Origin of the sequence: Enterobacter soli, from assembly GCF_964208575.1 — a bacterium.
GTDB classification, from domain to species: domain Bacteria; phylum Pseudomonadota; class Gammaproteobacteria; order Enterobacterales; family Enterobacteriaceae; genus Enterobacter; species Enterobacter soli_A.
Genome location: NZ_CAXOFU010000013.1, coordinates 23,612 through 37,707 on the forward strand (window position 1 = coordinate 23,612; position 14,096 = coordinate 37,707).

Genomic DNA, 14,096 nt, shown 5'->3' on the forward strand with positions numbered 1-14,096 from the left:
ATAAAGCCCCGTCAAGCGGGGCTTTTGGCTACCACGCGGCGTTACTCCAGGTTCGCCTTGTTCAGACCGTAGGCCGCATCCAGCGAGCCGGGCTCCATGCGGGAGGTGATCCCCAGGCGGTTCCAGGCGTTGATGGCGACAATCGCGAAGTTCAGCTCTGAAATCTCCACGTCCGAGAAGTGTTCCGCCACGCTGCGGTACAGCGCATCGCTCACCCCGTGAACGCCGATCTGGGTCAGCGCTTCGGTAAAGGCCAGCGCGGCTTTTTCGCGGGCGCTGAACAGCGGTGACTCGCGCCACGCCGCCAGATGGTACAGGCGCAGCTCGCGCTCGCCGGCAATTTTGGCCTCTTTCGAGTGCATATCCAGACAGAAGGTACAGCCGTTCAGCTGGGAAACGCGGATGTCGATCAGGTGCTTCAGCGCCGGATCGAGGGAGGTTTTTGCCACCTCCATGCTCAGGTCGGACAGCGCTTTGGCGAGTGCAGGTGTAGCTTTATGGTGGTTAACGCGAGTGCTCATTGTCTTTCCTCTTTTGTGTGCGGCATACGCAATGCGATGAGGCAAATCTACGCCGTTAATGACATAGTAAAAAGATACAAAAAGCATGAAATGAGGTAGGACATGAAGCCGGGCTATCACGATATTTACACCCGCTATCGCGACAACATTACGCGCGGCGTGCTGAAGCCCGGCGACAAAGTGCCCGCCATTCGGGTGCTGGCGGAGGAGCTAAAGGTCGCGCGCAAAACGGTCGAAACCGCCTACGCCATCCTTATCGGGGAAGGGTATCTGGTGAGCCAGGGCGCGCGCGGCACGCGGGTCAACCCCGACCTGTCGCTGCCCGCCGCGGTGACGCCTCCTGCCGAACCGGTGACCGGCACGCTCCCGGCATCGCTCATTAGCCAGCGCGAGCGCGCCGGATTTTTGCGTCCCGGCATTCCGGCGCTCGACGTTTTTCCCTATAAAAAGTGGCTGCTGCTGGCGGGGCAAGCGACGCGATCCATGCGCCAGGAGGAGATGCTTAACCCGCCCGTGATGGGCTGGTATCCCCTGCGGGAAGCCATCGCCCGCTACCTGAACATTTCCCGCGGGCTGTCCTGCACCGCTGAACAGGTGCTGATCACCAGCGGCTACAGCGGCAGCCTGCGCCTGATCCTCGACACCCTGGCGAGCCGCAGCGACAAGGTGGTGTTCGAAGATCCGGGCTATTTTATGGGGCAACAGCTGCTGAAGCGGATCGTCCCGCGCCTGCACACCGTGCCCGTGGATCGCTCAGGCTTCGATACCGAATACCTGCTGCGCAACCATCGCGATGCCCGGTTTGCCATCGTTACGCCGTCGCACCAAAGCCCGCTGGCGGTCACGCTCTCCCTGCCACGCAAGCAGCAGCTGCTCGACTGGGCCACGCAAAACGAGGCGTGGATCGTTGAGGATGATTACGACGGCGAATTCCATTACACCCGCAAGGTGCTGCCTTCGCTGAAAAGCCTCGACCGGCACGACCGGGTGATCTTTATGGGCACCTTCAGCAAAACCATCATGCCGTCGCTGCGTCTGGGGTACGTGGTGATGCCCGCCAGCACGGTGGAGGCGTTCACCGACTGCGCGGATATCGTCGCCAGCGGCCAGCCGGTGCTGACGCAGAAGATCCTCACCCGCTTTCTCGACGAGGGACACTTTTTCCGCCACCTCAAAAAGATGCGCGCGCTGTATCAGACCCGCCGGGACTGGATGATTGCCGCGCTGAACGAGGTGTACGGCGATCTGTTTTTCACCGAGCAAAACGACGGCGGGATGCACATCGTGGCGTTTTTAACCACAGGCAGCGGCGATCGCGAGGTGGCGCAGTGCTGGCAGCAGCATCAGCTGCAGGTTAACGCGCTGTCGGAGTGGTATCGCGGGTCGGGCAAACGCTACGGGCTGGTGATGGGCTACAACAACGTGCGGACGTATCAGGAGGCGGTTGAACTGCTGGAACGACCAAAACGGCAGACGCTTGCGCTGTTGCGCTGAACATCGCCGGGTGGCGGCTGCGCCTTACCCGGCCTGCGCTCTCATGCAGGCCCGGTAAGCGTAGCGCCAGCTCACACCTCATTGCGGGACAACCCCACGTCCTTAAGCTGCTCGTCGCTCATCTGGCTCAAAATGCGGCGTGTGCGGTTGATGCGATACCACTGCTGTACCGTTTTCCCGATCCAGACAAAGACAATAAACGGACGTTTTGAACGATTTTCGTGAAATTCCATGATGCTCTCCTCGCTGTGCCAGTGGGGTTATCATCGTGGAAATTGGCGTCTACAATACAGATGCAAAAACAACTTTTTTTTAACATACAGATCCGCTAAAACGGTATCTGAATGCCGTTTTTACCCGCAATCTGTACTGGTTTGATTATCTGTATGGTGCAAACAGAGGATACAGCATGACGCGCTACCAACATCTGGCCAATATTCTGGCCGAACGTATCGAACAGGGCCTGTACCGCAGCGGCGAGCGTTTACCGTCGGTACGGGCGCTGAGCCAGGAGCACGGCGTGAGCATCAGCACCATCCAGCAGGCTTACCACATCCTCGAAAACCTGCACCTTATTACCCCGCAGCCCCGCTCGGGCTATTTCGTTTCGCAGCGCAGGGCGCAGCCGCCCGTTCCGGCGATGACGCGCCCGGTTCAGCGCCCTGTAGAAGTAACCCAGTGGGATGAGGTGATGATGCTGCTGGACGCGCGCGCCGACAAAGAGATGATCTCCTTCGGCGGCGGGTCGCCGGACGTCAATCAGCCGAGCCTGAAGCCCCTGTGGCGCGAGATGAGCCGCATTGCGCAGCACAACCCGGCGGAGATGCTGAGCTACGACGTGCTCGACGGTCGTCTGGAGCTGCGCGAACAGATCGCCCGCCTGATGCTGGACGGCGGCTCAACGGTGGCGCCCAACGAGATTGTCATCACCAACGGCTGCCACGGCGCGCTGTCGATTGCCCTGCTGTCGATTTGCAAGCCCGGGGATATCGTGGCGGTCGAGTCGCCGTCGTTCCACGGCACCATGCAGATGCTGCGCGGGTTTGATATTAAAGCCATTGAAATTCCTACCGATCCGGAAACCGGGATCAGCATCGAGGCCCTGGAGCTGGCGCTGGAGCAGTGGCCGATCAAGGCGGTGATCCTGGTCCCGAACTGCAACAATCCGCTTGGGTTTATCATGCCGGAAGCGCGTAAGAAGCAGGTGCTGGCGCTGGCCCAGCGCCACGATATCGTCATCGTCGAAGATGATATTTACGGCGAGCTGGCGGCGGAATACCCGCGCCCGCGCACCATTCATTCGATGGATATCGACGGTCGCGTGCTGCTGTGCAGCTCCTTTACCAAAACCGTGGCGCCGGGGCTGCGCGTGGGCTGGATTGTGCCGGGGCGCTATTACGACCGGGTGATGCACATGAAATACGCCGCGGGCGGGTTTAACGTGCCGGGCACCCAGATGGCGATGGCGGCGTTTATCCGCGACGGGCATTACCATCGCCACGTGCGGCGGATGCGCCAGATTTATCAGCAAAATATGGAAACCTACACCTGCTGGGTGCGGCAGTTTTTCCCGGCGGAGATTTGCGTGACGCGTCCGCAGGGGAGTTTTTTACTGTGGGTGGAGCTGCCGGAAACGGTGGACATGGTCTGCGTGAGCAAACAGCTGTGCCGGCTGAAAATTCAGGCCGCCGCGGGGTCGCTGTTCTCTGCCTCCGGGAAGTATCGCAACTGCCTGCGCATCAACGTGGCGCTGCCGCCGACGGACAAAAACCGCGAGGCGCTGAAGAAGATGGGCGAGGCGATTGTGATTGCGATGGAGGAGTAGTGCGGGCTGGTGCCCTCACCCTGGCCCTCTCCCACAGGGAGAGGGAACACAGCGATTCAATTGCCTGCATCGGCGAAAATCTTAAAGCGGCTCCCTGTTCCGGCCGAAAATCGCCGAAGCGTTTCCGTAAGGCCGGGGCGAGGCGCATGGATGCGCGTCGAGGGCGGCTTTACAGGGACGTTTCATCCGCCCGTCCCCGATAAGCCTGGAGCAAACGCTGAGGACAAAATTGCCGGGAGCAATTTTGGACAGCGCTTGCGCTGGCCCCGAAGGGGTGAGTCCCATGGATGGGACGAACAATCCGCGAAGCGGCGATTTTCTTGCCGGGAGCCAGGGTGGTCAGGGAGGCGGCGGCGAGCCTCCCTGACACGTTCACAGGTCGTGTGGTGACAGAGAAGCAGGGAACGTAAGGTGAACGGAATGACCTCCACAGCCGTATGTTCCCCTCACCCCAATTCTTCTAAAACTCAAAACTTCCACGACACGCTACCCACGATGCTGCGTTCTGCCCCGAAGTAGCAGTAAGAGAGCGAGTTACACGCCGCCACGTAGCTCTTGTCCGTCAGGTTATTGACGTTAAGCTGCGCGCTCACGCCGGTCAGCCCGACTTTCGACAGATCGTAGCCCACCACCATATCCACCAGCGTATAGGACGGCAGCGTATGGGTGTTCTGGCGATCGCTGGTCACGCCGTTCACGTAGCGCACGCCGGAGCCTACCGTCAGCCCGTCCAGCGGGCCGGTTTTGACGTCGTAGCTCAGCCAGGCGCTGGCCATGTTGCGCGGGGCATACACGGCGCGCTTGCCCTCCTCTTCCGGGCTGCTTTTCTTGTAGCGAATGTCGGTGTAGGTATACGCCGCCTGCATCCGCAAGCTGTCAGTAAGCTGGCCGATGGCTTCCAGCTCCACGCCCTCGGATTCGATTTCGCCGATGGAGCGGTACGGATCGGTCGGCTCCTCTTTGGTGGCGATATTCTTCTGATTGATGCGGAATACCGAGGCGCTGAACTGGCTGTTCATCCCTTCCGGCTCGTATTTCACGCCCGCTTCCCACTGCTTGCCCTTCATCGGGTCAAGAATATTGCCCTGCTCGTCGGCAAAGCTGGTCGGCGTAAAGGCGGTGGAATAGCTCACGTAGGGCGCAACGCCGTTATCAAACAGGTACAGCAGCGCCGCGCGGCTGCTGAAGTTGTTCTTATCCAGATCGCTACGGGTATGGTTAAAGTTGTCGACGTTCGACACGCTCACCTGGTCGTAACGGCCCCCGAGCGTCAAGCGCCAGCGATCGATGGACATCTGATCCTGCAGGTAGTAGCCGGTCTGACGCAGCTTGTGCTTCTCCCTGCTGTACTGGGTGATGTAGTCCGGCTTCGCGCCGTACACCGGGTGGAACGCGTCGATCGGCGGGAAGCCGCCGTAGTAGCCGGTGACGTTGTTGGTGCGATCCTGATAATCCATGCCGATCAGCACGCGGTGGTTCACCGCCCAGGTGTCGAAACTGCCGTCGACCTGGTTATCGAGCGTCACCGCGTTCATCTTCTCGTCCGAGCCGGAATAGCCGCGGTTCAGCTCGGTTTCGTTAAGCCAGCCCGCCGCGTAGACCTGATTCAGCTCCACCTTGGTGTGCAAATAGCGCAGCTTCTGGCGCACCGACCAGCCGCTGTCGAACATATGCTCGATGTTGTAGCCCACCATGTTCTCGCGACGATCGTACTTGTCGTAATCGTCCTCGCCCTCGAAGAAGGTGTTGGAGATCTTCTTGCCGTAATGCGGATCGACGGTGCCGTCATAGGGCAGGCCCGAGTGGCTGCCGCCTTCCGGGTCGCGGTGCAGGTAGGCCATCAGATCCAGACGGGTGTTATCGGTGATGCGCCAGGTCAGGCTTGGCATCAGCGCGTAACGCTCCTCTTTCAGCGGATCGAACTGGGAATCGGCGTAGCGGGTCATGCCGCTCAGACGCACCGCCACGCGGTCGCTATCGTCCACCGGGCCGGTCACGTCGAACATCGCGCCGCGCTGGCTATTGTTCCCGGCGAACAGCTTGATCTCCCCGCCCGGATCGAACGACGGCTTGCGGGAGGTGAGCGCCACGATCCCGCCCGGCGATGAGCGACCGTACAGCACCGACGCCGGACCGCGCACCACTTCGATGTTTTCGAGGAACCAGGGATCGACCACCAGCGAGCTGTGCGAGTTGGTGTCGCCCATCATCTTCAGGCCGTCGAGGTAGACGTTGTCCAGGCTGCCGTCCGAGAAGCCGCGCAGCACCATGTAATCAAAGCGATTCGATGCGCCAATCTGGTTACTGTAAACGCCCGGCGTGTAGCTCACCGCCTGGCGCACGCTGGTTGCCCCCTGCTCTTCGAACTGCTCGCGGGTGACGATAGACACCGACTGCGGCGTTTCGATATCCGGCGTTTCAAGTTTGGTCGCGCCGCTCTGCATCTGAGAAGTGACCACCACGGTTTCAGTTTTTTGGGCATCCTGCGCCAGTAAAGGAAAAGCGACGCTACCGGTAACCCATCCCACCAGCAATGCCAGACGCGACTTAGCAAACATGACCCTCTCCAAAGGTAATTCTAATTGGTAATAAGAATTATTACCTTTTTGAAATGACAAACGGCTATGCGCGCCGCCAGGTTACGTATGCGCGGTGACAAACCGCACGGATAACGTTCGCGCGGGAGGCAAAAGTGGATTAGCGGGGATGGCGCAGGCAGCCCGGCGAGATACCGTAGCGGCGGCGAAACGCGGTGGCAAAGTTGGTGGCGTGCTGGTAGCCGGACATCCACGCGGCCTGCTGAACGCTGTGGCCTTCCAGCAGATAGCGCCGCGCCAGCGCCAGGCGGCAGTCGCGCAGATAGTCAAACAGCGTGCAGCCGTAGCGCTTGCGGAACTTGCTGCGCAGGCTGCTCTGGCTCATGGCAGCCAGCGCCGCGAGCTGGGCGAGGGTGTGCTCCTGCTCCGGAGACTGCTCCAGCAGGCTGCGCACGCGCTCAAGACGCGCATGTTCTGGCCGGGACGGACGGGTTTGCTGGCACAGATTCAGGCCGTGGCCCAGCAGCTGACACATCAGCCCCTCCAGCAGCAGCCTGCGCGACAGTACGCTTAAGTCCGGCTGCTGCGCGTGCTGAATGCCCGACAGCACAAAGCCCGGCACCTGCCAGACGAACGCCGGGGCGTTTAGCGCCTGCCACTCGTCAAGAAGCGAGTCCAGCAGGCTGTCGCGCTTTGTATCGTGGGGATAGACGCCAAAGGAGAGCGTTTTCAGGGTGCTGTTGGCATCGTGGCGGGCGCTCATGGCCTGCTCTTCGCTCAGGCGGGCGCTGAACGCCATCCCGGAGCGCACCACGAATGCTTCCCCGTTCAGGGTAAGCGTGACGCACCCTTCCAGCACCACCAGCATGTACAGCGGGCTTGAGTGGCGAGAGGTGGTTTCGTAGGGCTGTAACACGCGCACGTCGGAATGGGTAAGGGAAATGCCGGAGGAGAGCATCATCTCTTCTACATCGCCCTGCAAAACCGGGCTGCCGATGGCGGTGGGGTCAGTTAACTGCGGAAAACGATAGTCGATACCGTAGCGCTCGCCGAAAACCTGAAAATCCTCAACCAAATAAATGCGTTTCGCTGAAGTCTTTTCATTCTGGAGCATCATGCGGGGCCTGCATCGATAAACGTGAGGCAAAACAGTACCATTCATTTATCGTAGCGGCAATGCAATTAAATAAGCTCCGGCGGGTGCCGGAGCCATGTATTAACTCTGTGCGAGCACGTTAATTACGCTTCCTGCCACTCAGCAAAAACCTCTTTATGGTTTTTGGTCAGAACGACTTTATTATCGTCCACCTTATCGACCCAGCCGAGAGGAATATAGTGGTGTTTACCGCCAGATTCCGGATCGCTCTTCGCGAGTTTAATACGTTCGCCGTCCAGATGGTCCACAACGCCGACGTGCGTTCCGCAGCTGGCTACAACCTGAGTGTGATCCTTAATGTCGCTTTTATTTACCATGTTAATTCTCCTGTTTCGGTTATATGGCTGTTGCACGAAATTAACTGTAGCGCATAAATTCGCGTTTCGGGGGCGTATTAGCATTTTGAAACATCATTGACAGAATATAAAAATGCGACTATCTGTGCACCGCGCGTAAATTAATCGGCAGAAATAAGAATAGGATGAATTATTACCGGGTAATTATTTATCCTGCATAATTTAATTAACGCAACCCACGGAGGAGATATTTATGACGATAGAAAATAATCGTACAGAAATTTCGCTGGCTCTTGGTGAAGCGGTACTAGACATCGTCCAGAAAGGCCACGAAGTGTCGCGACAAAATCTGGCGCAGGCGATGAAGCTCAAAGCGGAGAGGGAGCAGGACGACGAACGGCTCCTGAACTACTGGAAGGCCTGTAATATTCTGGTCTAAAAGGTGGCGGCGTTCAGCCTGGCTAAACGCCGCCCGCGCTTACTCGTCGAAGAACCAGTAGCCCTGGTTAATCAGCCCGGTCAGCTCGTCGATAAACGCCGGGTTTTGCAGCGCCGCGCCAAGCTCGGCCTGGCCGAGTTCGGTGTAGCGGCACAGGGCGTCAGCGGCGTTCGCATCCACCGTTTCATACAGCTCGCTGTTAATGAAGAAGCGATCGCCGATGTGCAGCACGCGCAGCCCGCTCAGGCGCGACAGGGTTTCCCCGCCCTGCAGGGCGTCGAGCACCTCTTCCGGGGTGTACGGCGGCTCGGCGGCGGCGATGTCCAGCTCGTGACGCGGCGTAGAAACAAAGCTGCCGAACCACTTCGTGAAATCATCCGGTTGGCTAATCAGGTCGATCATCATCTGACGAATGCGGTCGAGCTCGTACTGCTCAACGCGGCCCGGGTGCTCGCGGCAGGTCAGATCTGGATCGCTGTAGTGTTCCCCGCCCAGATCGTTTTCCAGCGCGTAATCGGCAAAGCTGCTGATCAGATCGCGACCGTTTGGCCCGCGGAAGCCGACGGAGTAGTTCAGCGCGGTTTCGTGGGTAAAGCCGTCGTGCGGGAATCCAGGCGGAATGTAGAGGATATCGCCCGGCGCCAGATCTTCATCGATGATCGGCTCAAACGGATCGACGTGCAGCAGCGCCGGATGCGGGCAGAACTGACGCATCGGCAGCTTGTCGCCCACGCGCCAGCGGCGGCTTCCCATCCCCTGAATGATAAACACGTCGTACTGATCGATATGCGGGCCCACGCCGCCGCCCGGCACGGAGAAGGAGATCATCAGATCGTCAAGACGCCAGTCCGGCAGAACGCGGAACGGACGCACCAGCTCGGCGGCCGGCATATGCCAGTGGTTAACCGCCTGCGCCAGCAGCGACCAGCCGGTCTCCCCGAGATTATCGAAATGCTCAAACGGGCCGTTGCTGGCCTGCCATTTACCGTTGGCGTGGCTTACCAGACGGCTATCGACTTCCGGCTCCATCGCCAGACCGGCCAGCTCGTCCGGCGTAATCGGATCGACAAAATTCGGGAAGGCATTTTTCAGCACAACGGGTTGTTTTTGCCAGTATTTTTCAAGAAATTCCGGCCAGTTCAGGTTCAGTTGATACGCCATAGGAAGCACCAGTAAGAGGGGAAACAGGCGCGATTATGGAAGAGAGCGTGGGGGGCTGTATTGTCGTGGGTCAAGTTAGGTCGGGTAAGGCAGAGCCGCTACCCGACACAAATGCACGGCTAAAACTTAGTCGAGCTTCAGATCGTCATAGTGGGCGATGATTTTGCCCACGATGCCGTAATCCAGCGCTTCTGCCGGAGACATCCAGAAGTTACGGTCGGTGTCTTTTTTCACTTTTTCCAGCGGCTGGCCGGTGGCGTCCGCAATCAGCTTGTTCACGCGATCCAGCATACGGATAATTTCGCGGGCTTCGATTTCGATATCCGTCGCCTGACCGCGCACGCCGCCCAGCGGCTGGTGGATCATGAAGCGGGTGTTCGGCAGGGAGTAGCGGTGCTCTTTTTTCGCCGCCAGGAAGATGGTGATCCCGGCGCTGGCCACCCAGCCGGTGCCGATGACGTGAACGTCCGGACGGATGAACTTGATGAAGTCGTGGATGGTGTCACCCGCTTCCACGTGGCCGCCCTGGCTGTTGATGTAGAGTTTGATCGGATCGTTGCTGACGCTTTGCAGGAGGATCATTTTGGTGATCACCTTCTCTGCCAGCTCCTGATTGATCTCACCGGAGATCACAATCGAACGGGACTCCAGCAGCTTTTGCTGTATCGCGCCCGCGCCATTTGTCCCTTCGGCTTTCTCTTTATCACCGCCATCTTTCAGTGTGTAGTGCATTATTATTTCCTCAGCATGTCGCGCTCAAAACCAGAGTGTAGCCTGTTTTGCCTGGCAAAGTCCTCAGACACATATAATGCGAACGTCCTGCGCGATTTGCACTACCCGATCGCGCAAAAACATCCCGCCGCAGACCTTTTTGCAGTACCTTCTGTGCTAAGCGCATGAAAATCACGCAGCATTACCCATGAGGATCGCTATGAACATTGCACACGTCGCGCTCTGGACGCGGGATCTGGACGCCCAGGCCACCTTCTGGCAGCAGTTTTTTGGCGGGAAGCCTAACGAGAAGTACCGCAGCAAAAACCGCCCGGGGTTTGAATCCTATTTCATCACCCTGGACGACGGCCCCACGATTGAGCTGATGGCGCTTCCCACCCTCGCCGACGCCCCTGCCAATAAAGAGTTCCCCGGCTGGGCGCATCTTGCCCTGAACGTGGGCGGCAAAGCCCAGGTTGACGAACTGGCAGAACGCGCGCGCCGGGCGGGGATATTAAAAAGCCCGCCGCGCATGACCGGGGATGGCTATTACGAAGCGGTGCTGACCGATCCGGACGGCAATCTGATTGAGATTGTGGGCGAGTGACGGTCGGCTAAAACGCCGGGGGTTGTTCGTCAGGCGCCGTCCTGCGGATAAAAGACCATCCCGGCGTAGGGTTTTTCCCGACACGCCGCCAGCCGCGCGGCGAGATTGCCCACGTGCAGCTCCAGCTTGTGTCCGTCCGGATCGAGAAAATAAAACGATGCCCCTTCGCTTTTATTCTGCTTCCAGACGGTGACGCCCGCCCGTTCCAGCCTTTGCGAGAACGGTTCAAAATCCGCCTCGGCGACGGTAAAGGCGTAGTGGGTATAGTCGCTCGCCTGCGGCGGCACGTACTGGCGCACCTCGTCATACGACAGGCAGAGCCACAGATCGCCGCAGGTTAGATACGCCCCGCTATCCCAGCGGGCGTGCAGCGTCAGCCCCAGCAGTTCGTGCCAGAAGGAGAGACTTTTTTGCAGATCGCTGACCGCCAGGGTCAGATGGTTGAGTGATTGCAGCATGACGCGCCCTTTTGTTTTTTGCCTAAGACATGATACGGTATTTTTATGAATACACATTCCGCCATAATCACCGCAAATCGTTGGTGGCAGCCTTTCTAAAGGCGGCCCGGAATTGTTTATCCCATTTTCAGATAGCCGCCGAAAGGCGGCTTTCACATTTCTAAGACCCCTTTCGGCAACTGCACATTAAGGAGTCTTTATGAACACTCATACCACTATCCTCACCGGCGATCGCCCCACCGGCCCGCTGCATCTTGGGCACTACGTCGGCTCGCTGCGCCAGCGCGTCGCCTTACAGCACACGCATCGGCAGTACGTGCTGATCGCCGACCTGCAGGGGCTGACGGACAACGGCAGCAACCCGCAGAAGATCCGCGACAACATCCCCGAAGTGCTGGCCGACTATCTGGCTGCCGGCATCGACCCGAACCTGACCACCCTCTGCCTGCAGTCCGCCCTACCCGCCCTCGCCGAGCTGACGATGCTGTACATGAACATCGTCACCGTCGCCCGCGTGGAGCGTAACCCGACGGTGAAAAACGAGATTGCGCAGAAAGGCTTCGCCCGCTCGCTGCCGGTCGGGTTTATGGCCTACCCCATCAGCCAGGCGGCGGATATCACCGCGTTTAAGGCCGGGTGCGTGCCCGTGGGCGACGACCAGCTGCCGATGATCGAGCAGACCAACGAGATCGTTCACAAGATGAACAGCCTGCTGCCCGCCCCGGTGCTGCACCACTGTAAGGCGATACTGAGCGACACTAGCCGCCTGCCGGGCGTCGACGGCAGCGCCAAGATGTCGAAATCGCTGGGCAACACGCTGCACCTTTCCGCCAGCGAAGAGGCGATTCACCGTGCGGTCAGCGCGATGTACACCGATCCGAACCACCTGAAGGTGAGCGACCCGGGGCAGATTGAGGGCAACGTGGTGTTTACGTATCTCGACGCGTTTCACCCGGACAAGGAGAAAGTGGCGGCGATGAAGGCGCACTACCAGGCGGGCGGGCTGGGTGACCGGACGTGCAAGAACGAGCTGGAGGCGTGTTTGCAGGAGCTGATTGCGCCGATGCGGGAGCGGCGGGCGATGTACATGCGCGATAAGGGAGAGCTGATGGCGATACTCAAGCGCGGCACGGAGCGGGCGCAGGAGGTGACGCAGGCAACGCTGAAAGAGGTGAAGAGGGGGCTGGGGGTGCCGGTATTTTGACGGCGGCTTAAATAATCATCCCGGCGCAGGGCCGGGATAATGTTCAGGCGCTGCGCTTAATCACTGGAATATCCCCGGTATCATTTAGCGCGCACGGAAACGTATTTAACCACTGCGCGACTTTCTGCTTATTGATATTCACCACGCTCATCCCTTCCAGGCAGCCCCATAATTCTCTTGTATGCTGTGGCGTAATCACGATGCAGTCTTTCATGACGCGGATTTTGACCGGCATACCGTTGATAAAGCCCGCGCGAGTTAACCAGTCGCCGCTCAGAGGCAGATATTTATTGTCTACCCGGGCGTAAAGCTCGCAGCAGGCGGCGCTGTTCTGCGGCGTTTCCGCCCGGGGATGCGCGGGCGCCGCGCTGGTCTGCTTGCCGTGGAGACGGCGGGCGCTGTTTTTGCGTACCAGCTCGCGGTTTTCGATCGTGCCGGAGAAAGCGTCTGATTCCGTTTTGCAAACGGTAAACTCTGGCTTAAAATTCGTCGCAGCCATTTCAACTCCTTTTCAGTTGCCTGTGGTTAGCGGTATGCGGGTGTTGCAGCACCTTCATATCGCGAATTCTCTCTTTAAATATTCCTTAAATACTTCCTTTGCCGTTCGCGTAATTTCTGGTGATCATTATACCGGGCTGAATATAAATACAGCGGTTTTGGGTGGGGTAAATTTGGAATTTGCGAGGAGGATTCAGGAAATAGGGTTGTGTGGGGTAATGTCATGTTTTTGTTCGTTGTGGGTTGAATGGGTAAATGTTTGCGAGCATGATGCAATTATTTACCTCATAACGTAACGCGATGGCTTCCAGCAAAACTCTCGAACAGGCAATTGCCGACATCACCATCTGGCGCAAAGGCGAACAACGCGCGCCGCATAAGCCGTTATTGCTCTTATATGTGCTGGCGAATTACCAGGAGGGGCATGCGCGGCTGTTTGATTACGGTACGGAGGTTCATGAGCAACTGCTGAGTCTGCTTGAGCGCTTTGGCCCCCAGCGGAAGACGCATTACCCGAATATGCCCTTCTGGCGGCTCAAAGGGGATGGATTTTGGGATCTTCAGAATACTGAGTTCTGTTCAACCACTGGTAGTAAGCAACCGCCCGTTAAAGAACTTGTAGAGCATAACGTTGCAGGCGGGTTTGATGAAAAACACTTTGCGTTGCTGAGTAAGAACAAAAACCTGATCGGCTCGCTGGCGCAGCAGATCCTCGAAGCGCATTTTCCGGAAAGCATTCAGGAAGAGATCGCGGATGAGATGGGTTTTGATATCCGGCAGATCCGTAAGGTTCGCGATCCGCTGTTCCGTCAGCAGGTGCTGCGCGCCTATAACTACGAGTGCGCAATATGTGGATTCAATATGCGGCATGATAACGCCTCCGTTGCGCTCGAAGCCGCGCATATCAAGTGGAAGCAGTTCGGCGGGCCGTGTGAAATACCCAACGGACTGGCCCTGTGTGCGATCCATCATAAGGCGTTTGATAAGGGGTCGATTGGGCTGGATGAGAGTATGCGCGTACTGGTGTCTGAGGCGGTGAACGGGAGCGGGATCGTTGGGCGGCTGTTCTGGGATTTTGCGGGGAAGCAGATTGCACTGCCGATGGTGAAAGGGAATTACCCGGGGGAGGGGTTTGTGGAGTGGCATCGGAGAGAGGTGTTTAGGGGGTGAGTGCGAAGGCCGGACTCGC

The 14,096-nt window shown here is 58.5% G+C and carries 15 protein-coding genes; 6 read left to right on the top strand and 9 right to left on the bottom strand.

Features of this window, described 5'->3' with window-relative positions; genetic code table 11:
* Positions 1-41: 41 nt before the first annotated feature.
* A complete protein-coding gene (locus tag AB6V08_RS14360; RefSeq protein ID WP_368543531.1) occupies positions 42-521 on the bottom strand; it encodes a carboxymuconolactone decarboxylase family protein in 480 nt (159 codons plus the stop codon).
* Between the two features lie 102 nt (positions 522-623).
* On the opposite strand from AB6V08_RS14360, the gene AB6V08_RS14365 reads away from it, so the two are divergent.
* Positions 624-2,015 (top strand): PLP-dependent aminotransferase family protein, encoded by a 1,392-nt coding sequence (locus AB6V08_RS14365; protein ID WP_368543532.1) that lies wholly within the window; start codon positions 624-626, stop codon positions 2,013-2,015.
* A 71-nt stretch (positions 2,016-2,086) separates the two neighbouring features.
* On the opposite strand, the gene AB6V08_RS14370 is transcribed toward AB6V08_RS14365, so the two are convergent.
* Positions 2,087-2,248 carry a DUF1127 domain-containing protein gene (locus AB6V08_RS14370; protein ID WP_368543533.1) on the bottom strand — a complete coding sequence of 54 codons (162 nt, stop codon included), beginning with the start codon at positions 2,246-2,248 and terminating at the stop codon, positions 2,087-2,089.
* A gap of 176 nt (positions 2,249-2,424) precedes the next feature.
* Between AB6V08_RS14370 and AB6V08_RS14375 the strand changes: the two genes are divergently transcribed.
* Positions 2,425-3,840 carry a PLP-dependent aminotransferase family protein gene (locus AB6V08_RS14375; RefSeq protein ID WP_368543534.1) on the top strand — a complete coding sequence of 472 codons (1,416 nt, stop codon included), beginning with the start codon at positions 2,425-2,427 and terminating at the stop codon, positions 3,838-3,840.
* Between the two features lie 467 nt (positions 3,841-4,307).
* Here the strand turns inward: AB6V08_RS14375 and foxA are convergent, their stop codons facing one another.
* From foxA to AB6V08_RS14390, 3 genes are all read right to left on the bottom strand, one after another.
* Complete coding sequence (gene foxA / locus AB6V08_RS14380; protein WP_368543535.1) at positions 4,308-6,398, bottom strand: ferrioxamine B receptor FoxA; 2,091 nt, start codon at positions 6,396-6,398, stop codon at positions 4,308-4,310.
* A gap of 139 nt (positions 6,399-6,537) precedes the next feature.
* Positions 6,538-7,494, bottom strand: a complete 957-nt coding sequence (locus AB6V08_RS14385) for a helix-turn-helix domain-containing protein (RefSeq protein ID WP_368543536.1) — start codon at positions 7,492-7,494, stop codon at positions 6,538-6,540.
* Positions 7,495-7,616: 122 nt separating this feature from the next.
* Positions 7,617-7,850, bottom strand: a complete 234-nt coding sequence (locus AB6V08_RS14390) for a DUF2171 domain-containing protein (protein WP_368543537.1) — start codon at positions 7,848-7,850, stop codon at positions 7,617-7,619.
* A gap of 232 nt (positions 7,851-8,082) precedes the next feature.
* Here AB6V08_RS14390 and AB6V08_RS14395 point away from each other — a divergent pair, with 232 nt between their 5' ends.
* A complete protein-coding gene (locus tag AB6V08_RS14395) occupies positions 8,083-8,268 on the top strand; it encodes a DUF2767 domain-containing protein (protein ID WP_368543538.1) in 186 nt (61 codons plus the stop codon).
* Between the two features lie 39 nt (positions 8,269-8,307).
* Here AB6V08_RS14395 and AB6V08_RS14400 read toward each other — a convergent pair whose 3' ends face one another.
* The gene (locus tag AB6V08_RS14400; RefSeq protein WP_368543539.1) at positions 8,308-9,429 is read right to left on the bottom strand and encodes a ribosomal protein uL16 3-hydroxylase; all 1,122 of its coding nucleotides are present in this window, start codon (positions 9,427-9,429) and stop codon (positions 8,308-8,310) included.
* Positions 9,430-9,555: 126 nt separating this feature from the next.
* Entirely contained in the window at positions 9,556-10,161 is a 606-nt protein-coding gene (locus AB6V08_RS14405; protein ID WP_368543540.1) for an ATP-dependent Clp protease proteolytic subunit, read from the bottom strand.
* A gap of 199 nt (positions 10,162-10,360) precedes the next feature.
* On the opposite strand from AB6V08_RS14405, the gene AB6V08_RS14410 reads away from it, so the two are divergent.
* A complete protein-coding gene (locus AB6V08_RS14410) occupies positions 10,361-10,747 on the top strand; it encodes a VOC family protein (RefSeq protein ID WP_368543541.1) in 387 nt (128 codons plus the stop codon).
* A gap of 29 nt (positions 10,748-10,776) precedes the next feature.
* Here AB6V08_RS14410 and fosA read toward each other — a convergent pair whose 3' ends face one another.
* Positions 10,777-11,205 (bottom strand): FosA/FosA2 family fosfomycin resistance glutathione transferase, encoded by a 429-nt coding sequence (gene fosA, locus AB6V08_RS14415; protein WP_368543542.1) that lies wholly within the window; start codon positions 11,203-11,205, stop codon positions 10,777-10,779.
* A 199-nt stretch (positions 11,206-11,404) separates the two neighbouring features.
* On the opposite strand from fosA, the gene trpS reads away from it, so the two are divergent.
* Positions 11,405-12,409, top strand: a complete 1,005-nt coding sequence (trpS, locus tag AB6V08_RS14420; protein WP_368543543.1) for a tryptophan--tRNA ligase — start codon at positions 11,405-11,407, stop codon at positions 12,407-12,409.
* Positions 12,410-12,452: 43 nt separating this feature from the next.
* Here trpS and AB6V08_RS14425 read toward each other — a convergent pair whose 3' ends face one another.
* Positions 12,453-12,908, bottom strand: coding sequence for a SymE family type I addiction module toxin (locus AB6V08_RS14425; protein WP_368543544.1), 456 nt, complete (start codon positions 12,906-12,908; stop codon positions 12,453-12,455).
* Positions 12,909-13,207: 299 nt separating this feature from the next.
* Here AB6V08_RS14425 and AB6V08_RS14430 point away from each other — a divergent pair, with 299 nt between their 5' ends.
* Positions 13,208-14,077: a phosphorothioated DNA-binding restriction endonuclease gene (locus AB6V08_RS14430; protein ID WP_368543545.1), complete on the top strand. Its 870-nt coding sequence runs from the start codon at positions 13,208-13,210 to the stop codon at positions 14,075-14,077.
* Positions 14,078-14,096: the final 19 nt, after the last annotated feature.

Bases quoted from the DNA above. Each gene is read 5' to 3' on its own strand.
- AB6V08_RS14400 (WP_368543539.1), bottom strand. From the start codon at position 9,429: ATGGCGTATCAACTGAACCTGAACTGGCCGGAATTTCTTGAAAAATAC.
- AB6V08_RS14390 (WP_368543537.1), bottom strand. From the start codon at position 7,850: ATGGTAAATAAAAGCGACATTAAGGATCACACTCAGGTTGTAGCCAGC.
- AB6V08_RS14365 (WP_368543532.1), top strand. From the start codon at position 624: ATGAAGCCGGGCTATCACGATATTTACACCCGCTATCGCGACAACATT.
- AB6V08_RS14370 (WP_368543533.1), bottom strand. From the start codon at position 2,248: ATGGAATTTCACGAAAATCGTTCAAAACGTCCGTTTATTGTCTTTGTC.
- AB6V08_RS14410 (WP_368543541.1), top strand. From the start codon at position 10,361: ATGAACATTGCACACGTCGCGCTCTGGACGCGGGATCTGGACGCCCAG.
- AB6V08_RS14375 (WP_368543534.1), top strand. From the start codon at position 2,425: ATGACGCGCTACCAACATCTGGCCAATATTCTGGCCGAACGTATCGAA.
- AB6V08_RS14405 (WP_368543540.1), bottom strand. From the start codon at position 10,161: ATGCACTACACACTGAAAGATGGCGGTGATAAAGAGAAAGCCGAAGGG.
- AB6V08_RS14360 (WP_368543531.1), bottom strand. From the start codon at position 521: ATGAGCACTCGCGTTAACCACCATAAAGCTACACCTGCACTCGCCAAA.
- foxA (WP_368543535.1), bottom strand. From the start codon at position 6,398: ATGTTTGCTAAGTCGCGTCTGGCATTGCTGGTGGGATGGGTTACCGGT.
- AB6V08_RS14395 (WP_368543538.1), top strand. From the start codon at position 8,083: ATGACGATAGAAAATAATCGTACAGAAATTTCGCTGGCTCTTGGTGAA.
- AB6V08_RS14385 (WP_368543536.1), bottom strand. From the start codon at position 7,494: ATGATGCTCCAGAATGAAAAGACTTCAGCGAAACGCATTTATTTGGTT.
- AB6V08_RS14430 (WP_368543545.1), top strand. From the start codon at position 13,208: ATGGCTTCCAGCAAAACTCTCGAACAGGCAATTGCCGACATCACCATC.
- fosA (WP_368543542.1), bottom strand. From the start codon at position 11,205: ATGCTGCAATCACTCAACCATCTGACCCTGGCGGTCAGCGATCTGCAA.
- trpS (WP_368543543.1), top strand. From the start codon at position 11,405: ATGAACACTCATACCACTATCCTCACCGGCGATCGCCCCACCGGCCCG.
- AB6V08_RS14425 (WP_368543544.1), bottom strand. From the start codon at position 12,908: ATGGCTGCGACGAATTTTAAGCCAGAGTTTACCGTTTGCAAAACGGAA.